17 protein-coding genes are annotated in these 19,411 nt (G+C 71.4%); 13 read left to right on the plus strand and 4 right to left on the minus strand.

Going from position 1 to position 19,411, the window contains the following annotated elements; translation table 11 throughout:
• Positions 1-308, minus strand: a 308-nt coding sequence (locus ACFHWE_RS17470; protein ID WP_416602721.1) for a DNA polymerase beta superfamily protein, incomplete at its 3' end; no start/stop codon positions are given.
• A gap of 204 nt (positions 309-512) precedes the next feature.
• Between ACFHWE_RS17470 and ACFHWE_RS17475 the strand changes: the two genes are divergently transcribed.
• Both ACFHWE_RS17475 and ACFHWE_RS17480 read left to right on the plus strand, forming a co-directional pair.
• Positions 513-1,319 carry an SAM-dependent methyltransferase gene (locus ACFHWE_RS17475; protein WP_416602722.1) on the plus strand — a complete coding sequence of 269 codons (807 nt, stop codon included), beginning with the start codon at positions 513-515 and terminating at the stop codon, positions 1,317-1,319.
• Positions 1,320-1,673: 354 nt separating this feature from the next.
• Complete coding sequence (locus ACFHWE_RS17480) at positions 1,674-2,024, plus strand: ADP-ribosylation/crystallin J1 (protein WP_416602723.1); 351 nt, start codon at positions 1,674-1,676, stop codon at positions 2,022-2,024.
• Between the two features lie 35 nt (positions 2,025-2,059).
• Here ACFHWE_RS17480 and ACFHWE_RS17485 read toward each other — a convergent pair whose 3' ends face one another.
• Entirely contained in the window at positions 2,060-2,224 is a 165-nt protein-coding gene (locus tag ACFHWE_RS17485; RefSeq protein ID WP_416602724.1) for a hypothetical protein, read from the minus strand.
• A 277-nt stretch (positions 2,225-2,501) separates the two neighbouring features.
• Between ACFHWE_RS17485 and ACFHWE_RS17490 the strand changes: the two genes are divergently transcribed.
• The 8 genes from ACFHWE_RS17490 (at position 2,502) to ACFHWE_RS17525 (ending at position 14,628) form a co-directional block, all read left to right on the plus strand.
• On the plus strand, positions 2,502-3,596 hold the full coding sequence (locus ACFHWE_RS17490) for an LLM class flavin-dependent oxidoreductase (RefSeq protein WP_416602725.1): 1,095 nt from the start codon (positions 2,502-2,504) through the stop codon (positions 3,594-3,596).
• On the plus strand, positions 3,593-4,216 hold the full coding sequence (locus ACFHWE_RS17495; protein WP_416602726.1) for an FMN reductase: 624 nt from the start codon (positions 3,593-3,595) through the stop codon (positions 4,214-4,216). Before ACFHWE_RS17490 ends, ACFHWE_RS17495 begins: the two co-directional genes overlap by 4 nt.
• Before the next feature lie 412 nt (positions 4,217-4,628).
• Positions 4,629-7,307, plus strand: a complete 2,679-nt coding sequence (locus tag ACFHWE_RS17500; RefSeq protein ID WP_416602727.1) for a glycoside hydrolase family 48 protein — start codon at positions 4,629-4,631, stop codon at positions 7,305-7,307.
• A gap of 74 nt (positions 7,308-7,381) precedes the next feature.
• Positions 7,382-8,809 (plus strand): endo-1,4-beta-xylanase, encoded by a 1,428-nt coding sequence (locus ACFHWE_RS17505; protein ID WP_416602728.1) that lies wholly within the window; start codon positions 7,382-7,384, stop codon positions 8,807-8,809.
• A gap of 542 nt (positions 8,810-9,351) precedes the next feature.
• The gene (locus ACFHWE_RS17510; protein WP_416602729.1) at positions 9,352-11,160 is read left to right on the plus strand and encodes a glycoside hydrolase family 6 protein; all 1,809 of its coding nucleotides are present in this window, start codon (positions 9,352-9,354) and stop codon (positions 11,158-11,160) included.
• Between the two features lie 171 nt (positions 11,161-11,331).
• Positions 11,332-12,699, plus strand: coding sequence for a cellulase family glycosylhydrolase (locus tag ACFHWE_RS17515; protein WP_416602730.1), 1,368 nt, complete (start codon positions 11,332-11,334; stop codon positions 12,697-12,699).
• Between the two features lie 72 nt (positions 12,700-12,771).
• Positions 12,772-13,833, plus strand: coding sequence for a lytic polysaccharide monooxygenase auxiliary activity family 9 protein (locus tag ACFHWE_RS17520; RefSeq protein WP_416602731.1), 1,062 nt, complete (start codon positions 12,772-12,774; stop codon positions 13,831-13,833).
• Between the two features lie 126 nt (positions 13,834-13,959).
• Positions 13,960-14,628: a maleylpyruvate isomerase family mycothiol-dependent enzyme gene (locus ACFHWE_RS17525; protein ID WP_416602732.1), complete on the plus strand. Its 669-nt coding sequence runs from the start codon at positions 13,960-13,962 to the stop codon at positions 14,626-14,628.
• Between the two features lie 5 nt (positions 14,629-14,633).
• On the opposite strand, the gene ACFHWE_RS17530 is transcribed toward ACFHWE_RS17525, so the two are convergent.
• Positions 14,634-15,227, minus strand: coding sequence for a flavin reductase family protein (locus ACFHWE_RS17530; protein WP_416602733.1), 594 nt, complete (start codon positions 15,225-15,227; stop codon positions 14,634-14,636).
• Positions 15,228-15,277: 50 nt separating this feature from the next.
• On the opposite strand from ACFHWE_RS17530, the gene ACFHWE_RS17535 reads away from it, so the two are divergent.
• A complete protein-coding gene (locus tag ACFHWE_RS17535; protein WP_416602734.1) occupies positions 15,278-16,246 on the plus strand; it encodes a threonine ammonia-lyase in 969 nt (322 codons plus the stop codon).
• Between the two features lie 36 nt (positions 16,247-16,282).
• On the opposite strand, the gene purB is transcribed toward ACFHWE_RS17535, so the two are convergent.
• On the minus strand, positions 16,283-17,713 hold the full coding sequence (gene purB / locus ACFHWE_RS17540; RefSeq protein ID WP_416602735.1) for an adenylosuccinate lyase: 1,431 nt from the start codon (positions 17,711-17,713) through the stop codon (positions 16,283-16,285).
• 171 nt (positions 17,714-17,884) lie between these two features.
• On the opposite strand from purB, the gene ACFHWE_RS17545 reads away from it, so the two are divergent.
• Entirely contained in the window at positions 17,885-18,811 is a 927-nt protein-coding gene (locus ACFHWE_RS17545; RefSeq protein WP_416602736.1) for an oxygenase MpaB family protein, read from the plus strand.
• 41 nt (positions 18,812-18,852) lie between these two features.
• Positions 18,853-19,386: a GNAT family N-acetyltransferase gene (locus ACFHWE_RS17550; RefSeq protein ID WP_416602737.1), complete on the plus strand. Its 534-nt coding sequence runs from the start codon at positions 18,853-18,855 to the stop codon at positions 19,384-19,386.
• Positions 19,387-19,411: the final 25 nt, after the last annotated feature.

The raw sequence follows: 19,411 nt of genomic DNA on the forward strand, positions 1-19,411 counted from the left end.
GGCGAGAGGTAGACCTTCTCGCCGCCGACGGAGAACTCGGTCACGTCGGTGACCCACTTGCCCAGTGAGTACACGGTCAGGTCGAGGTCGCCGGGGCCCGAGCGCACGTGGTCGGGACGGGTGCGGAAGACGTACTGCTCGAAGGCGCGCAGGCCGATGACGTACTCGGGCGGCTCGACGCAGATCCCCATCTCGTCGCGGTCGCCCTGGCCGTCCAGAGCCAGGCCGTGGACCGAGGAGCCGACCCGGCAGCGCAGCACGGTGCCGTTCTCGGCGATCCGCGCGAATTCCGCGCTGGAATGCTTCACGCCCTGCCTCCACTGCCCCGCCGGTGCGGCGGGCGCCCGTCGTGCCCCGCCCTGTGCGGCGTGAGCGTATCGTGTCCCGTATCGCCGCAACCAACGGGTTTTCCGCTTCTGGGCAACTTGCTCCGGTAGCCTCGGGAGGCGTTGAATGTTCCCGGGCCCCGAAGCATCGCGGTGCTCACACCACGAATGGAGAAAGTGCAGAGCGTGCCTCCCGAGAACCCCAAGATCGACACCTCCGTTCCGCACAACGCCCGTATCTGGAACTACTGGCTGGGCGGCAAGGACAACTACCCCGTGGACCGGGAGATGGGCGAGCAGATCCGCTCGTTCTTCCCCGAGATCGTGGACAACGCCGTCGCCGACCGCCGCTTTCTGGAGCGCGCGGTGACCCACCTGGTCGAGAGGGAGGGGATCCGGCAGTTCCTCGACATCGGTACCGGCCTGCCCACCCACAACAACACCCACGAGGTGGCACAGTCGCTGGCCCCGGAGGCCCGGGTGGTCTACGTCGACAACGACCCGCTCGTGCTCACCCACGCGCGCGCCCTGCTGACGAGCGGTGAGAAGGGGGCCACCGACTACGTCGACGCCGACCTGCGCGACCCGGAGACCATCCTGTCCGCGGCGGCCGGGATCCTGGACCTGTCCCAGCCCGTGGGGCTGATGCTGCTCGGCGTGGTCAACTTCGTCGACGACGACGCCGAGGTCCGGTCGATCCTGGACCGGCTTCTGGACGCGTTGGCCCCGGGCAGCTTCCTGGTGGTGTCCCACCCGGTCGAGGACGTCGACGCCGACCGCGCCCACCAGGTGGCCGCGGCGTGGAACGAGCGCGGGACGCCCAAACTGACGGTGCGCTCGGCCGCCCAGGTCGAGTCGCTCTTCGACGGTCTGGAACTGCTGGAGCCCGGCGTGGTGTCGTGCTCGCTGTGGCGGGTGGCTCCGGCCGAGGTGGGGGAGGTCGTCCCGGTGGCGGAGTACTGCGGTGTCGGCCGCAAGCCCCTGCGGACATAGCTGTGGCCCGCGTCCCCCAACGCGGGCCACAGCCGACGCGGCCAGGGTGCACTGAGTGCGGTCCGGCCGCTGGGAAGGCGGGTGCGGCTGTGAAAGACGTGTCGGTAACCCCCATTGCCGAACACGAACGCGCGCACCCGCGCATGGTTTGTGTGGAGCGCCCCAAGGGTGAAGACGGGTGGAACGGGGTCTGTCGGGAGTTCTTGTCGGGCGCTTCACCTGTGAGAACGCTTCGCCTATGAGTGGTGTTCCCGGTGGCGCGGCCGATTCTCGGTGAGGTGGGTAATAATCGCGTGCGTTCCAGGTCATGGGAGTTCTAGGATCCCCCGGACTCGTGTGAACGGAAGGTGCACCATGCCCGAGGCGACGACCTTGTGGCGGCCCACGGGGCCGGAGGAGCTGGCGCTGCTCAGGGACTCCGGGTGGAGAGCGTGGCCGCCGTGCCTGCCGGAACAGCCGATCTTCTACCCGGTGCTCAACGAGGACTATGCCGTCCGTATCGCCCGGGACTGGAACCTGCCCCGCGACGGTGGGGGCCACGTCACCCGCTTCCGGGTGGAGGCGGACTTCGCCGCGCGCTACCCGGTACGCCGGGTCGGCGGCCGCACGATCCTGGAACTGTGGGTCCCAGCGGAGGAACTGGCCGAGTTCAACGCCCACATCGCGGGCAGGATCGAGCTGGTGCGTTCGTTCCTGCCCGGGTGAACCGGGGCCCGGGGCGTTTCCGGGCCCCGGGCCGGCTACCGGGGCGGGGAGGGTTCGGCCGGTTCGGGGGGCGGTCCGCCCAGGGCGGCGATGACCTCGCCGAGGGCGTCGGCGAGTACGACGGGTTCGCGGTCGGTGTGCTCGTGGGTGTCCTGGCGCTGGTGGGGTACGCGCCGGCGGGGGTCGAGCGTGGTGGCCATGGGGTGTCGGGCCGCCGTCGGGTGGTCGGCGCCCCTCCTCCTTCGTGTGCGTTCTCAACCGCGTTCGGCCGCTATGACTCGGGGTGACCGTAGCGGTGCCCACTTATCAGCAATAGCACGCCGGTATGACGTCCAGTGGATACACAGCGTGCCTGTGGATGAACGCGGGCCCTCGTGCGACCCTCATCCGGCGGGGGAATGCGCCGGTGCGTGCTGTTGTTCCGCGTGATAGTTTCGCAAGAAACTACTTCTTTGGAAACTAGCCTGAGGGGCGGCCATGCAGTTCGGAATCTTCTCGGTGAGCGACGTGACCACCGATCCCACCACCGGGCGCACACCGACGGAGGCCGAGCGCGTCAAGGCGATGGTGGCCATCGCGCTCAAGGCCGAGGAGGTCGGCCTGGACGTCTTCGCCAGCGGCGAGCACCACAACCCGCCGTTCGTGGCCTCCTCTCCGACCACGATGCTCGGCTACATCGCCGCACGCACGGAGCGGCTCGTCCTGTCCACGGCGACCACACTGATCACCACCAACGACCCGGTCAAGATCGCCGAGGACTTCGCGATGCTCCAGCACCTGGCCGACGGCCGGGTCGACCTGATGATGGGCCGCGGCAACACCGGACCCGTCTACCCCTGGTTCGGACAGGACATCCGCCAGGGCATCCCGCTGGCGCTGGAGAACTACCACCTGCTCCACCGCCTCTGGCGGGAGGACGTCGTGGACTGGGAGGGCAAGTTCCGCACCCCGCTCCAGGGGTTCACCTCCACCCCGCGCCCGCTGGACGGCGTGCCCCCGTTCGTGTGGCACGGATCCATCCGCAGCCCGGAGATCGCCGAGCAGGCCGCCTACTACGGGGACGGCTTCTTCCACAACAACATCTTCTGGCCCGCCACCCACACCAGGAAGCTCATCTCGCTCTACCGCCGCCGGTTCGAGTACTACGGCCACGGCAAGGCGGACCAGGCCTACGTCGGCCTGGGCGGTCAGGTCTTCATGCGCAAGAACTCCCAGGACGCGGTCAAGGAGTTCCGGCCCTACTTCGACCACGCCCCGGTCTACGGCGGCGGACCCTCCCTGGAGGAGTTCACCCGTGAGACACCGCTCACGGTGGGCAGCCCCCAGGAGGTCATCGACCGTACCCTGACCTTCCGGGAGCAGTTCGGCGACTACCAGCGCCAGCTCTTCCTGATGGACCACGCCGGACTGCCCCTCAAGACCGTCCTGGAGCAGTTGGACATCCTCGGAGAGGAGGTCGTCCCGGTGCTGCGCAAGGAGTTCGCCGCTAGGAGGCCCGCACACGTGCCCGACGCGCCCACCCATGCATCGCTGCTGGCCGCGAAGGGCGCCGACGAGGAGGCCGTGTCATGACCGAGGTTCGTAGGATCGTCGCCGTCTCGGCGGGGCTGAGCACCCCGTCCTCGACCCGGCTGCTCGCCGACCGGCTCACCGGGGCCGCCGAGCGCGCCCTGGACGAGCGGGGCCTGAAGGCCGACGCGCGCGTGGTGGAACTGCGCGAGGTGGCCCACGACATCGTGAACGCCATGCTCACGCGGGTTCCCACCGGCGGTCTGCCCGCGGTCCTGGACGACGTGGCCGCCGCCGACGGCGTCATCGCCGTCACCCCGGTCTTCAACGCTTCCTACAGCGGTCTGTTCAAGGCGTTCTTCGATGTCGTCGAACCCGGGTCCCTGGACGGGACCCCGGTGCTGGTCGGCGCCACCGGAGGCAGCCCGCGCCACTCGCTGGTGCTGGAGCACGCGCTGCGGCCGCTGTTCTCCCACACCAGGTCCGTGGTCGTGCCCACGGGCGTGTACGCGGCCTCGGCGGACTGGGGAGCCGACGGCGCGGGCGCCCGCGAGCTCGACGACCGTATCGGGCGGGCCGCCCGCCAGTTGGCCCTGCTGGCCGCCGACCACGCCTCCGAGGACCGGGGCCCCTGCGCGGACCCGGTCGACTTCGCCGACCTCATGGACGGCCTGGGCAGGTGAGGCCGGTCCCGCCCGGGGCGGGCGGGACCGGAGTGTCGGCTGTGGCCCGCGAGGGGGCGGGAGGCCCTGTGCCGCAGGGGAAGCGGGGCCGAGACTTTCGGTGAACTTTCGGCCCTAGGGGGTGTTCCCATGGGTACGGTCTGTGGTTACGCTCCTGGGAGCGCTCCCGCATGAGCTGGATCACATGCGGAGGGCGCGAGTGTCCAGTCACCTACCCATCCCCTTCCCACCCCCTCGCCTGGGAGCGCTCCCAAGAGGACGCTCCCAGGCTCCGAGCCGCAGGTCACAGCGTGGTGCCCGGCTCCCCTCAGATACCCGCACTCCGACCCCGCCGCCCTTCCCCTCGGAGAGAGGCCCGCTTGTTCCCTCGGGCTCGGGCGGCGGCAGAGGAGAACCTGTCCGAGGAGGACACGTGATCACCCCCCGCCCCGATCCGCACCGCACGCGTTGGCGCAGATCCGCCTCCGCTCTCCTGAGCGCGGCGTTCCTCGCCGCGCTGCTCCCGTCCGCCCCCGCGCAGGCCGCCCCGGTCTGCTCCGTCGACTACCAGACCAACGACTGGGGAACCGGCTTCACCGCCCAGGTCTCGGTCACCAACGAGTCCGACCCCCTCACCGAGTGGGACCTGGGCTGGGAGTTCTCCGGCGATCAGCAGATCACCAACTCCTGGAACGCCGAGGTCACCCAGGACGGCGCCGCCGTGAGCGCGCAGGGACCGTCCTGGGCCCCCGGCCTGGCCGCGGGCCAGACCGCGACGTTCGGCTTCCAGGCCTCCTACAGCGGCGACAACCCCGCCCCCACGGACTTCACCCTCAACGGTGTGGACTGCGCGGGCGACGACGAGCCCGATCCCGAGGACCCGGCCCTGACCGTGGCCCCCGACTCGATCACCCTGGAGCCCGGCGGCGAGGCGTCCTTCGACGTCGCACTGTCGCAGGCCCCCGACGCCGACGTCGCCGTCAGCGTGGAGCGCACCTCCGGCAGCCAGGCGCTGTCGGTGTCCTCGGGCGCCGCGCTGACCTTCGGCGAGAGCGACTGGGACACCCCCCAGGAGGTGACCGTCGCCTCCTCCGGTGACGGGTCGGGGGACCCCGCCCAGGCCGAGTTCACCGTCTCCGCCGAGGGCTACGACCCCGTGGTCGTCACCGCCCGCGAGCTGACGGGCCCCGCCAACCCCTACGAGGAGGAGTTCCTCACCCAGTACGAGAAGATCAAGGACCCCGCCAGCGGCTACTTCCGCGACTTCGGCGGGCTCCTCGTGCCCTACCACTCGGTGGAGACCCTGATCGTGGAGGCGCCCGACCACGGCCACGCCACCACCTCCGAGGCCTACAGCTACTATCTGTGGCTGGAGGCGACCTACGGCAGGATCACCGGTGACTGGGCGCCCTTCAACTCCGCATGGGAGTCCATGGAGGCGTTCATCATCCCGGGGACGGCCGACCAGCCCACGAACGGCTCCTACGACGCCTCGGACCCGGCCACCTACATCCCCGAATCGCTCGACCCCAGCGACTACCCCATGGCCCTGGACGACGGGGCCGCCGCCGGATCCGACCCGCTCGCCCAGGAGCTGAGCAGCACCTACGGCACCGACGAGGTCTACGGCATGCACTGGCTGCTGGACGTGGACAACACCTACGGCTACGGCTTCTGCGGTGACGGCACCGACGACGCCCCCGCCTACATCAACACCTTCCAGCGCGGCTCCAACGAGTCGGTCTGGGAGACCGTGCCGCACCCCTCGTGCGAGACCTTCGCACACGGCGGGGAGAACGGGTTCCTCGACCTGTTCACCGACGACGACGCCTACTCCGAGCAGTGGCGCTACACCAACGCCCCCGACGCCGACGCGCGGGCCGTGCAGGTGGCCTACCTGGCGCACCAGTGGGCCTCGGAGCAGGGCAACGAGGGCGCCATCGCCGAGAACGTCGCCAACGCGGCGATGATGGGCGACTACCTGCGCTACGCCATGTTCGACAAGTACTTCAAGGAGATCGGCGACTGCGTGGGGGCCCAGGCCTGCCCGCCCGGATCGGGCAAGGACTCCGCGCACTACCTGATGGCCTGGTACTACTCCTGGGGCGGTGCCTCGGAGAGCGCCCAGTACCCCTGGGCCTGGCGCATCGGCGGCTCCTCCGCGCACCAGGGCTACCAGAACGTGATGGCGGCTTACGCGCTCTCGGAGGTGGCCGCGCTCCAGCCGGAGTCGGCGACCGGGGCGGAGGACTGGGACACCAGCCTCGACCGACAGTTGGAGTTCCTGGAGTGGCTCCAGTCCTCCGACGGCGGTATCGCGGGTGGCGCGACCAACAGTTGGGAGGGCACCTACGCCCAGCCGCCCTCGGACACGCCCACCTTCTACGGCATGTTCTACGACGAGAAGCCCGTCTGGCACGACCCGCCGTCCAACCGCTGGTTCGGCTTCCAGGTCTGGGACATGGAGCGGGTGGCCGAGTACCACCGCATCACCGGTGACGAGCGCGCCGCCGGGATCCTGGACGACTGGATCCCGTGGGCGATCGCCAACACCACGGTCGGGGAGGACGGCGAGTTCGCCATCCCCGCCGACATGGAGTGGACCGGCAGCCCCGACACCTGGACGGGCCAGAGCACGGGCAACCCCGGCCTGAGCGTCGAGGTCGTCTCGCACGGCCAGGACGTCGGCATCGCCGCGGGGCTGGCCAAGACCCTCATGCACTACTCCGCGGCCACCGGCCACGCCGAGTCCCGCGAGGTGGCCGAGGGCCTGCTCGATGCGCTCCTGGCCCACCAGGACGACCTGGGCGTCGCCGTTCCCGAGACGCGGTCCGACTACGAGCGCTTCGACGACCCCTTCGACTCCCCCGACGGCGGCCTCTACGTCCCCGAGGGATGGACCGGCCAGATGCCCAACGGGGACGCGATCGACTCCGACTCCACGTTCCTGTCCATCCGCTCCTTCTACGAGGACGACCCGAACTGGCCTCGGGTCCAGGAGTACCTGGACGGTGGTCCGGCTCCCGAGTTCACCTACCACCGCTTCTGGGCGCAGGTGGACGTGGCCACGGCCCTGGCCACCCACGGTGAGCTGTTCGGCGACGGCTCCTGACCGTCCGTGGCCGCACGCGGGGCGGGTGCTCTCCGGGCGCCCGCCCCTACCCCCCAGCGAAGGAGAGAAGGACCATGCCATCGACCGAGGGGCGCAGAGCGCCCCGGGGCCGGGCCGCCGCGGCGGCCGTCCTGGCCGCAGGCCTGCTCACGGGCGGCCTGACGGCCGCCGCTCACGCCCAAGACGACAGCGCGCTCCCGGCCCGGGACGCGGCCCTCGCCGAAGCCGCCGCACTCCGGCAGTTGGCCGACGAGCAGGGCCTGCGCATGGGCGCCGCGGTGGGCGCGCGGCACCTGGACCAGCCGGACTACGCGCGGACCGCGGCGGAGGAGTTCAACTCGGTCACCCACGAGAACTCCCTCAAGTGGGAGACCGTCCAAGCGCAACCCGGGCAGTTCGACTGGAGCGGTGCCGACCGCATCGTGGCGTTCGCCCGGAGCAACGACCAGATGGTCCACGGCCACACGCTGGTCTGGCACAGCCAGTTGCCGTCCTGGGTGGCTGACGGCGACTTCACCGGGGACGAGTTGCTGGAGGTCATGGACACCCACATCACCACCACGGTGGGACGCTACCGGGACGACATCGACACCTGGGACGTGGTCAACGAGCCCATCGGCGACGACGCCCGGTTCCGCGACTCGGTCTTCCACCGGACCCTGGGCGAGGACTACATCGCCGAGGCCTTCCGGATGGCCGACCGCGCCGACCCCGACGCACGCCTGTTCATCAACGACTACAACATCGACGGGATCAACGCCAAGAGCGACGCCTACTACGCCCTGGTCCAGGACCTGTTGGCCCGGGGAGTGCCCATCGACGGGATCGGCTTCCAAGGACACCTCATCTCGGGGCAGGTCCCCTCCGACATCCAGCAGAACATCCAGCGGTTCGTCGACCTGGGCCTGGAGGTGATGATCACCGAACTGGACATCCGGGTCCAACTGCCGGCCACCCAGCAGAAACTGGAGCAGCAGGCCGACGACTACACGCGGGTGGCCGAGGCCTGCTACGCGGTCGAGGGGTGCTCCGGTGTGACCGTGTGGGGTGTCACCGACGCCCACTCCTGGGTTCCCGACGTCTTCGAGGGCCAGGGGGCCGCACTGCCGATCGACGGCGGCTACCAGCCCAAGCCCGCCTACTGGTCCCTCCACGAGGCGCTGGGCGGCGACCCCGGCCCGGACCCGACGGACCCCCCGCCCTCCGGGGAGTGCGAGGCCGAGTACACCGTCACCAACCAGTGGCAGGGCGGCTTCCAGGCACAGGTGACCGTCACCGCCGGAACGGATCTCACCGGGTGGACCGTCGGGTGGACCTTCGGGAGCGGCGAGAGCGTCGCGCACGCCTGGAACGCCTCGGTGACCGGTGACGGGGCAGACGTCACCGCGACCAACGCCGCCTACAACGGCACCCTCTCCGCCGGGCAGTCGACCTCCTTCGGCTTCGTCGGCAGTACCGGTGGGGGGGTCTCGTCCCCCGAACCCACGTGCGGCGCGCTCTGACGCACGCCCGCGTGGGGGCTCCGGAACCGGGCCGGAGGTGGACCGCCGCCGCGACGACCTCCCGGGAAGGGGACCGTACCCCCCTAGTAGGGCCGTAGGCCCGCGCGGTCCCCGCGCCACGGCACCGAACACCCCTCGGTGCCGTGGCACTACGCGTGCCGACGGTAAGCCCTGTGCCATAGGGGAAACCTGTTCGCCACATTCGTAAAATTTTCTGCTTTAGGGGGTGTTTACATGCGCACGGTCTGTGGTTACGCTCCTGGGAGCGCTCCCGAACGTGGCGTGGGTCACGTGGCGGAGGGCTGAAGAGACCGTGGTCTCCTCGGGCGGACCCCGTGTGCGCCTCCCGTGTGGGAGCGCTCCCGGACACGTTCGCCGGTGGAGGCCGCCCGCCCCGACCAACGAGGTGGCCATGCCCCGCTCCCATCCCGTCGTCGAGGGCCCGCAGGGCCGCGTGCGGACACCGTACGCGGCCCGGGGGCCGCCACCGCACACGCTCACCCCAACCATGGACCCACCCCCCGACCATGAGGAAACAGCAGATGAGTACACCCAGACGCGTACCGGGCACCGGCCCGGCGGCGCGCCGCGGACTCGCCGCGACCTTCGCCCTCGTCCTCGGCGGCACGCTCGCCGCCGTCGTCTTCCCCACCTCAGCCAGCGCCGACACCCAGTGCGAGGTCGACTACCAGGTCGCCAACGACTGGGGCTCCGGGTTCGTCGCCAGCGTGGAGATCACCAACCTCGGCGACCCCGCCGACGGATGGGACCTGGACTGGGACTACGCCGGTGACCAGCAGATCACCAACATGTGGAACGCCACGTACGAGCAGTCCGGCCAGAGCGTGACCGCGAGCAACGTCGGCTACAACGGCTCGATCGGCACCGATTCCAGCGTCTCCTTCGGGTTCCAGGGCACCTACAGCGGTGCCAACCCGGTTCCGGTCGAGTTCACCCTCAACGGCACGGTGTGCCAGGGCGAGGTCGACCCGGACCCGACGGAGGAGCCCACCGACGAGCCGACGGAGGAGCCGACGGAGGAGCCCACCGAGGACCCGACCGACGAGCCCACCGACGAGCCCGGTGAGCGCGTCGACAACCCCTACGTGGGCGCCGACGTCTACGTGAACCCGATCTGGTCGGCCAACGCCGCGGCCGAGCCCGGCGGTGAGGCCGTCGCCGACGAGCCCACCGGTGTCTGGCTCGACCGCATCGGTGCCATCGAGGGCAACGACAGCCCCACGACCGGCTCCTACGGGCTGCGCGACCACCTCGACGAGGCGGTGGAGCAGGCCGACGGCGACCCGCTGGTCTTCCAGGTGGTCATCTACAACCTGCCCGGCCGGGACTGCGCAGCCCTCGCCTCCAACGGGGAGCTCGGCCCGGACGAGATCGACCGCTACAAGAACGAGTACATCGACCCGATCGCCGACATCCTCGCCGACTACGAGGACACCTCCCTGCGGGTCGTGGCCACGATCGAGATCGACTCCCTGCCCAACCTGGTCACCAACGTCGGCTCCCGGGCCACGGCCACCCCCGAGTGCGACGAGATGCTGGCCAACGGCAACTACGTCGAGGGCGTCGGCTACGCCCTGGCCACCCTCGGCGACATCGGCAACGTCTACAACTACGTCGACGCCGGCCACCACGGCTGGATCGGCTGGGACACCAACTTCACCCCCTCCGCCGAGATCTTCTACGAGGCCGCCAACGCCGCCGGTGCCACGCCCGGCGACGTGCACGGCTTCATCGCCAACACCGCCAACTACTCCGCGCTGGAAGAGCCCCACATCGACGTGGACGGCGTCATCAACGGTGTCCTGGTCCGCCAGTCCGACTGGGTGGACTGGAACCACTACGCCGACGAGCTCTCCTTCTCCCAGGCGCTGCGCGACGAGCTGGTCTCGGTCGGCTTCGACAGCGACATCGGCATGCTCATCGACACCTCCCGCAACGGCTGGGGCGGCGACGAGCGTCCCACCGGCCCGAGTTCGTCCACCGACCTGAACACCTACATCGAGGAGAGCCGGATCGACCGGCGCATCCACATCGGCAACTGGTGCAACCAGGCCGGCGCCGGCCTGGGCGAGCGCCCGCAGACCGCCCCCGAGCCGGGGATCGACGCCTACGTCTGGATGAAGCCGCCGGGTGAGTCCGACGGCTCCAGCGAGCTGATCCCCAACGACGAGGGCAAGGGCTTCGACCGGATGTGCGACCCCACCTACGAGGGCAACGCCCGCAACGGCAACAGCCCCAGCGGCGCCCTGCCCGACGCGCCGGTCGCCGGCCACTGGTTCTCCGCGCAGTTCCAGGAGCTGCTGGACAACGCCTACCCGCCCCTCGACTGACCGATCCGACCGTGCCGGATGCCCCGGCACCGACATGACGAGGGGCGCCCGCTTTTCGGGGCGGGCGCCCCTCCCCGAGGCGGAGGCGCCGCGGCGGGCCTCGGTGGCCGACGCCCTCCCGCTACCCCGATCCCCGTGCCCCACCGGGCACGAACCCCCCAGGAGTTCCGCATGATGAGACGATGGGCCATCGCCCTCGCCTCCGCGCTGGCGCTGGTCGCCGCGCTCTTCGTCCAGGTCCTCCCAGCCCAGGCCGATACGGGGTTCCGTGTCGAGAACGGCCGCCTGGTGGACGCCGCAGGAAACGACTTCATCATCCGGGGCGTGAGCCACGCCCACACCTGGTACCCCCAGGAACTCGACTCCCTCGCCGGCATCAAGTCCCTGGGCGCCAACGCCGTGCGCGTGGTCCTCAGCAGCGGGGACCGGTGGACCGAGAACGACGCCGCCGACGTGGCGAACGTGGTCGCCGAGTGCAAGGCCCACCGGCTGATCTGTGTCCTGGAGGTGCACGACACCACCGGATACGGGGAGGAATCGGCCGCCGCCACCCTGGACCAAGCCGTCGACTACTGGCTGCGCGTGCAGGAGGCCGTCGAGGGCGAGGAGGACTACGTCCTGGTCAACATCGGCAACGAGCCCTACGGCAACGACGCCGCCACCAACGAGGCTTGGGCGGCCGACACGAGCGCGGCCATCGACCGGCTGCGCGGCGCCGGGTTCGAGCACACCCTGGTGGTCGACGCCCCCAACTGGGGTCAGGACTGGCAGGGCACCATGCGCCAGCAGGCCCAGGGCGTCTTCGACTCCGATCCGCACGCCAACACGGTCTTCTCCATCCACATGTACGGGGTCTACGAACAGGAGTCGACGGTCGTCGGCTACCTGGAGTCCTTCGTCGACGCGGGCCTACCGCTGATCGTGGGCGAGTTCGGCCACGACCACAGCGACGGGAACCCGGACGAGGACGCGATCATGCACCACACCGAGCGCCTGGGGCTGGGCTACATCGGCTGGTCCTGGAGCGGCAACAGCGGCGGAGTGGACTACCTCGACATGGTCGAGGACTTCGACCCCGCCCGGATCACGCCTTGGGGCGAGCGGATCTTCAACGGCCCCGACGGCATCGCCGAGACCGCCGTCGAGGCGCCGGTCTACGGGGGCGGGGAGCCCACCGAGGAGCCCACGGACGAGCCGACCGAGGAGCCCACGGAGGAGCCGACCGGCGAGCCCACCGCCCCGGCGGGCGACTGCACGGCCGAGTACACGGTGGGCAACGAGTGGCCGGGCGGCTTCCAGGCCCAGGTCACCGTCACCGCCGGGACCGACCTGGACGGCTGGACGGTGGGGTGGACCCTGCCCGGCGGCGAGGGGATCACCCAGTCCTGGAACGCGGTGGTCTCCACCAGCGGGTCCGAGGTGAGTGCCGCTGACGCCGGCTACAACGCGGTCCTGTCCGAGGGGCAGAGCACCTCCTTCGGCTTCACCGGCACCCGCCAGGACCCGGCCGAGGTCCCCGAACTCACCTGTACCTCCTGAACACCGCTCGCGCGGGGCACGCAAGGGCCCCGCGCGAGCGGCCCACCCCCCACGAAGGAGCAGTGAACGACTATGAGAACGAGGTCACATACGACTCTGGCCCTCTCGGCGGCGCTCGGCGGGCTCATGCTCGGCGTCGGCGTCATCGTGGCCACCCCCGGTCCGGCCGAGGCCCACGGCGCCTACACCTACCCGGCCAGCCGCACCTACGCCTGTTTCCAGGACGCGACCGGCGGCACCGGCGGCGGGGCACTGGACCCCACCAACGACGCGTGTGCCGACGCGCTGGACGAGGGCGGCCAGTACGCGTTCTGGAACTGGTACGGCAACCTGATCCCCGACGTCGGGAGCGCACACCGCGACCGCGTCGCCGACGGTGAGCTGTGCGGTCCCACCGAGGACTTCGCCGCGTTCAACGCGGCACGCACGGACTGGCCGGCCACCGAGCTGGAGCCGGGCACCACGGAGTTCCGCCACAACGCCTGGGCGCCGCACCCGGGCACGTTCTTCACCTACCTCACCCGTGACGGGTGGGACCCGCAGTCGCCCCTGGCCTGGGACGACCTGGAGCTGATCGACGAGACCACGGATCCGCCCCTGCGCAGCGAGGGCGACGCCGGGGCGGAGTACTACTGGGACGTCGACGTGCCCGACCGCGAGGGCCGCCACATGGTGTACGTGGTGTGGGAGCGCTCCGACAGCCCGGAGGCGTTCTACAACTGCTCGGACGTGGTCTTCGGCGATGTGCCGGACGAGCCCACGGAGGAGCCGACGGACGAGCCCACGGACGAGCCCACGGAGGAGCCCACCGACGAGCCGAGCGAGCCGGTGGAGGACTACTGCACGGCCGAGTACACGCTCGTCAACGAGTGGCCGGGTGGTTTCCAGGCCCAGGTGGAGGTGACCGCCGGGGAGAGTGCCCTGAACGGGTGGATGGTGGACTGGGTGTTCGCCAACGGCCAGCAGGTCCAACACGCCTGGAACGCCGATGTCGTCAACCACGGCGCCCACTACGAGGCGACCAGCGTGTCCAGCAACGCGGCGGTGGCGGCGGGCGAGTCCACGACCTTCGGGTTCGTGGGCAGCCATGACGGGACCAACATCGATCCCCGGGTGTACTGCCAGGAGGACTGATCACGGCTGCCCTCCTCTCCGAGGAGGGCAGCGAACGTCCGAGACCGCGTCCCGCCCCTTCCGACCCGAGCCCGGAAGGGGCGGGACGCCCCTGTGCGCCGAACGGCGTTAGGTAATGTGTCCCGCATGGATCCGGTGCGTATCTACAGCGAAGCCCACGGCCGCCTGATCGACCTGGCCCTCGGCCTGCCCCCCGGCGAGCTGTCCGCCGCCGTCCCCGCCTGCCCCGCGTGGACCGTCCGGCAGACCTACGCCCACCTGGCCGGGGTGTGTGTTGACGTGGCGGCCGGGACGGTCACCCCTCCGGTGACGGACCAGGTCACCGCCGGCCAGGTCGCCGACCGCGACGGCCGCGACATCGCCGAGATCTGCCAGGAGTGGCGCACCAGCGCACCCGTCCTGCTCGATCTCATGCGCAGCCAGGGCAAGGCGCGCTACCGGCTGCCCGCGGTGGACGTGTGGAACCACGAGAACGACATCCGCGGCGCCCTGGGCCTGGCGGCCCAGACCGAGCACGCCGAGGCCCTGCTGGACTTCTCCCTCACCGGGATGGGGCGGTCCTGGCCGCAGGAGCGGCCCGCCCTGACCGTGACCGCCACCGACGCCGAACGATCCTGGACGCTGGGGGAGGGCACCGGGCCACACTGGCGCGGCACCGCCTTCGAGTTGTACCGGGCCCTCATGGGGCGGCGCACCACCGGCCAGATCATCGCCATGGACTGGTCCGGAGACCCGGCGCCGGTCGTGGGCTTCCTGTCCCTGCTGCCCGCCGCGGAGAAGCCCCTCGACGTCTGAGCCGGTCAGGGCCGGTAGGGCAGCCGCCGCAGTTCGCTGACCTCGCCGATGGCCGACCACTCGTCGCGTCCCAGCCGCGCCAGCGGGCGCAGGCGGCCGATCTCGGGGTGCCCGTCCACCAGGGCGCTCTCGTCGACGGCGGCGTGCACCACCCGGCCCAGGACGAGCGTGCACCCTTCCAGGGGCACGGTCGAGTGCAGCGCGCACTCCAGGACCGCGGGTGAGCCGGCCACGCGCGGCGGCCGGACCGCTCGGCTGGCCTCGCGCGCCACGCCCACCGCGTCGAACTCGCTGGTCCCGGGCGGATAGGGCGTGCCGGTCGCGTTGACCTCGCGCTGGAGCGGCTCGGGGGCGAGGTTGACGACGAACTCGCCGGTGGCCTCGGCGTTGCGCAGTGAGTCCTTGCGTCCGACCGACGTGAACTGCACGATCGGCGGTTCGGTGCAGGCCACGGTGAAGAACGAGTGCGGCGCCAGGTTGTCCACGCCGGAGGAGGACCTGGTCGACACCCAGGCGATGGGCCGGGGCACCACCACGGCGGTCAGGAGCGTGTAGAACGCCTTTCCGGGCAGGTCCTCAGGTGTCCATTCGGTACGCATCATAGTGATTATCCCGTATGTTCCGGGGTGGTGCGGGGCATATCGCCGTCATGCGACTGGTCTCCGCAGACGACGTGCGTGCCGCCGCCACCCGGCTGGAGGGCCGGGTCGTGCGCACCCCCCTCACCGCGGGTCCCCCCGACGTCCCTCCCTTCCTCGTCAAACCCGAGAGCCTCCAGCCCACCGGCGCGTTCAAACTGCGCGGCGCCACCAACGCCGTGGCCCTGCTCAACCCGACCCAGCGAGCCTCGGGGGTCGTGACGCACTCCTCGGGCAACCACGGTCTGGCGCTGGCCCACGCCGCCCGTGCCCAGGGCGTGGCGTGCACGGTCGTGGTGCCCGAGGGCGCCCCGAAGGTCAAGGTCGACCGCATCCGTGCGTGCGGTGCCCGTGTGGTCACGGTGCCCCCCGGGCGGCGCCTGGCCGCGGCCCGTGAGCTGGAGGAGGCGGAGCACCTGGTCATGGTGCCGCCCTTCGACGACCCGCGCGTCATCGCCGGGCAGGGCACCGTGGGCCTGGAGATCCTGGAGCAGTCCCCGGAGGTGACCACGGTGGTGGTGCCCGTGGGCGGGGGAGGGCTGGCCTCGGGTGTGGCCACGGCGGCGATGACGGTGCGGCCCCGGCCCGTGCGGGTGGTGGGGGTGGAGCCCGAACTGGCCGCCGACGCCGCGGAGAGCCTGGCCGCGGGGCTCCGGGTGGAGTGGTCGGCCGAACGCACCGGCCGGACCATGGCCGACGGGGTGCGCACGTGTCTGTCGGAGCTGACCTTCGCGCACCTGTCGGTGCGGCTGGACGAGGTGGTGACGGTGGACGAGGACGAGATCGCGCGGGCGGTGTCGGCCCTGGCCCACGGCGCGCGTCTGGTGGCCGAGCCCAGCGGGGCGCTGGCCGCCGCGGCGGTTATGGCTGGCAAGGTGGCCACGGTTCCGGGGAGGCCGGAGGAGACGGTCGCGGTGGTCTCGGGCGGCAACGTGGACCCGGACCTGTTCGCCCGGCTGGTGCGTACGGCCGGGTCCTGAGGCCGGTTCCCGCGTGCGGGAACCGGCCCGTCGTATCTACAGGATCGCGCCGGGGGTGTAGGCGGCCGCTTCGGGGCTGGCCCCGGTGATGCGTCCGATACGCTCCACGACGGCGGAGACCTGGTCGGCGGCGGCCCCGGTGAACGTGATCCGGTCGGCCAGCAGCGCGTCCAGCTCCGCCCGGTCCAGGGGGAAGCGCGTGTCCTCGGCCAGCCGCTCCAGCAGCCGGTTGCCGGTGCCCTCCTGGCGCATGGCCAGGGCGGAGGCGACCGCGTGCTCCTTGATGAGCTCGTGCGCGCTCTCGCGTCCCACCCCCGCGCGCACGGCCGCCATGAGCATCTTGGTGGTGGCCAGGAACGGCAGGTAGCGGTCCAGTTCGGCGGAGACCACCGCGGGGAAGGCCCCGAACTCGTCCAGCACCGTCAGCATGGTCTCGACGAGCCCGTCGAAGGCGAAGAAGGCGTCGGGCAGCGCCACCCGGCGCACCACCGAGCACGACACGTCGCCCTCGTTCCACTGGTCGCCCGCCAGCTCACCGGCCATGGAGGCGTAGCCGCGCAGGATGACGGTGAGTCCGTTGACCCGCTCGCACGAGCGTGTGTTCATCTTGTGCGGCATCGCCGAGGAGCCGACCTGCCCTTCGGCGAACCCCTCGGTGACCAGTTCGTGCCCGGCCATGAGGCGGACGGTCTTGGCCAGCGAGGACGGCCCGGCGGCCAGTTGCACCAGCGAGGTCAGCACCTCGAAGTCCAGCGAGCGCGGGTAGACCTGGCCCACGCTGGTGAGGCGGTGCTCGAACCCCAGGTGGGAGGCGACCCCGTCCTCCAGCGACCGCAGGGCGTCGCGGTCGCCGCCGAGCAGGTCCAGCATGTCCTGGGCGGTGCCGACCGGGCCCTTGATACCGCGCAGCGGGTAGCGGGCGATGAGCTCCTCCAGCCGCCCGTGGGCGACCAGAACCTCGTCGGCGATCGAGGCGAACCGCTTGCCGAGGGTGGTGGCCTGCGCGGCCACGTTGTGGGAGCGGCCCGCCATCACCGTCTCGCCGTACTCGGCCGACAGCCGCCCCAGGCGGGCCAGCAGCGCCACGGTGCGGTCGCGCACCAGCAGCAGGCTGTCGCGCACCTGGAGCTGTTCGACGTTCTCGGTGAGGTCGCGCGAGGTCATGCCCTTGTGGACGTGCTCGTGCCCGGCCAGGGCGTTGAACTCCTCGATGCGGGCCTTGACGTCGTGGCGGGTGACGCGCTCGCGTTCGGCGATGGAGTCCAGGTCGACCTGGTCGAGGACCTTCTCGTAGTCCTCGACGACCCCGTCGGGGACCTCCACGCCCAGGCGCGCCTGGGTGCGCAGGACGGCCAGCCACAGCCGCCGTTCGGCGGCCACCTTGTACTCGGGGGACCACAGGCGGGTCAGCTCCGCCGAGGCGTAGCGTGCGGCCAGGACATCGGGAATCAGGGGTTTCGCGCTCACGTCTGGCCACCCTATCGGTCTGACCAGGGCCGGGTGTGTCCGGACGGGTCTTGTGCCGGGGCGGCACCGGTTCTCGGTGCGCTATCGAAGAGCCGTTCCCCCCTCCGATCCGGATGAACCGGTCGTATCGTGGAGGCGGACCGTCCCGCGTATGCCCCGCTGGAGGAGTCGATGCAGCCGACCGTCGCCGCCCCGGAGAGCGTCACCTGGAAGATCCACATGGACCGCTCGATGTGGGTGGCGGGGGTGCGCGCCCTCATGCTCCAGGCCCTGCACCCGGTGGCGATGCAGGGCGTGTGGCAGCGTTCGGACTTTCGCACCGACCCCACCGGGCGGCTGCTGCGCACCGCCCACTTCGTGGCCGTGACCACCTACGGGAGCCCGCAGGAGGCCGACCGGATCGGGGATCGGATCCGGCGGGTCCACGCCGCGCTGTCCTTCACCGACCCCGGCACCGGACGGCCGCACCGTGTGGACCAGCGCGACCTGCTGGTGTGGGTGCACTGCACGGAGGTCTCCTCCTATCTGGAGACCACGTACCGCGCGGGGGTGCCGCTCACCGCCGCGGAGATGGACGGCTACATCGACGAGCAGGCGCGCACCGCCACCTATGTGGGCCTGGACCCTTGGGACGTGCCGCGCGACGTGGCGCAGATGCGCCGCTACCTGGCCTCGGTCCGCCCCCTGCTGCGGGTGACCCCGGAGGCGCGGTGGGCGGTGCGGTTCCTGCTGTGGCCGAAGGTGCCCGAGCACCTGTCGTGGCTGGCGCCGCTGAAGCCCCTGTGGTTCCCGGTGGGGGCCCTGGCCTACGCCACCCTGCCGGCGTGGGCGCGCCGCGACTACGGCGTCCTGCCCGAGGCGGGCGGCGGGGCGGCGGCCACCGCGGCGCTGCGGGCCCTGCGCGCGAGTCTGAACCGGGTACCCGAGCGCTACTACAATCTCGTGTTCGACGAGGAGACCGTGCGCAGTGCGCAGGCGGCCAAGGAGCGGCTGCTGGCCGCGGGGTACGAGATGGAGCGGGGCCTGCGGGCGCTGGGCGCGAGCCCCCGGTTCCGTTCTCCGCGGGTTCCGGGCCAGCGCGCACCGAGCGGCCCCTGAGCGGGCGTCCGGGCACACAGGACGAGTGGGGGAGGACCACGGTGACGTATGCCCCGAACAGGGCGGGCGCGGCGGCCGTCGGCGAGGTGGCGCTCCTGCGGGTGGGCCACGACGACCCGAGGGCGTCGGGGCTGCTCGCCGGGCTGAAGCGGGAGTACACCGAGCGCTACGGCGCCGCTGGGGCCGCCCGTGAGCTGGCGCTGTACCCGCTCTCGGAGTTCGCCGCGCCGCACGGCTGCCTGGTGCTGGCCGAGCTGGGCGGGGAGGTCGTCGCCGGGGGAGCGGTGCGCCCCTACGTCGCGGAGCGCGCCGCGGAGGCCGGGACGGCCGAGATCAAGCGCGTGTGGACCTCGCCGCGGCACCGGCGGCGCGGGCTGGCCCGCACGGTCATGGCCGAGCTGGAGGGTGCCGCCCGCGATCTGGGCTACACGCGGGTGCTGCTCTACACCGGACCCGCCCAGCCCGAGGCGCTCGCCCTGTACGGGCGGATCGGCTACCGGCGCCTGGGGCCGGGTGAGACCGGCGCGCTGCCGCATCCCACCGCGATCCCCTTCGGCCGCGACCTGGCGCCCTGACCGGGCGGCCCCCTCAGGAGGGGGC

The sequence above is a fragment of the Nocardiopsis sp. LOL_012 genome, from assembly GCF_048060475.1.
GTDB lineage: Bacteria > Actinomycetota > Actinomycetes > Streptosporangiales > Streptosporangiaceae > Nocardiopsis.

What these genes read in the sequence shown, in the direction of transcription:
- ACFHWE_RS17505 (WP_416602728.1), top strand. Translation starts at nt 7,382, where the DNA reads ATGCCATCGACCGAGGGGCGCAGAGCGCCCCGGGGCCGGGCCGCCGCG.
- ACFHWE_RS17545 (WP_416602736.1), top strand. Translation starts at nt 17,885, where the DNA reads ATGCAGCCGACCGTCGCCGCCCCGGAGAGCGTCACCTGGAAGATCCAC.
- ACFHWE_RS17480 (WP_416602723.1), top strand. Translation starts at nt 1,674, where the DNA reads ATGCCCGAGGCGACGACCTTGTGGCGGCCCACGGGGCCGGAGGAGCTG.
- ACFHWE_RS17535 (WP_416602734.1), top strand. Translation starts at nt 15,278, where the DNA reads ATGCGACTGGTCTCCGCAGACGACGTGCGTGCCGCCGCCACCCGGCTG.
- ACFHWE_RS17490 (WP_416602725.1), top strand. Translation starts at nt 2,502, where the DNA reads ATGCAGTTCGGAATCTTCTCGGTGAGCGACGTGACCACCGATCCCACC.
- ACFHWE_RS17510 (WP_416602729.1), top strand. Translation starts at nt 9,352, where the DNA reads ATGAGTACACCCAGACGCGTACCGGGCACCGGCCCGGCGGCGCGCCGC.
- ACFHWE_RS17530 (WP_416602733.1), bottom strand. Translation starts at nt 15,227, where the DNA reads ATGCGTACCGAATGGACACCTGAGGACCTGCCCGGAAAGGCGTTCTAC.
- ACFHWE_RS17525 (WP_416602732.1), top strand. Translation starts at nt 13,960, where the DNA reads ATGGATCCGGTGCGTATCTACAGCGAAGCCCACGGCCGCCTGATCGAC.
- ACFHWE_RS17485 (WP_416602724.1), bottom strand. Translation starts at nt 2,224, where the DNA reads ATGGCCACCACGCTCGACCCCCGCCGGCGCGTACCCCACCAGCGCCAG.
- ACFHWE_RS17515 (WP_416602730.1), top strand. Translation starts at nt 11,332, where the DNA reads ATGATGAGACGATGGGCCATCGCCCTCGCCTCCGCGCTGGCGCTGGTC.
- ACFHWE_RS17495 (WP_416602726.1), top strand. Translation starts at nt 3,593, where the DNA reads ATGACCGAGGTTCGTAGGATCGTCGCCGTCTCGGCGGGGCTGAGCACC.
- ACFHWE_RS17520 (WP_416602731.1), top strand. Translation starts at nt 12,772, where the DNA reads ATGAGAACGAGGTCACATACGACTCTGGCCCTCTCGGCGGCGCTCGGC.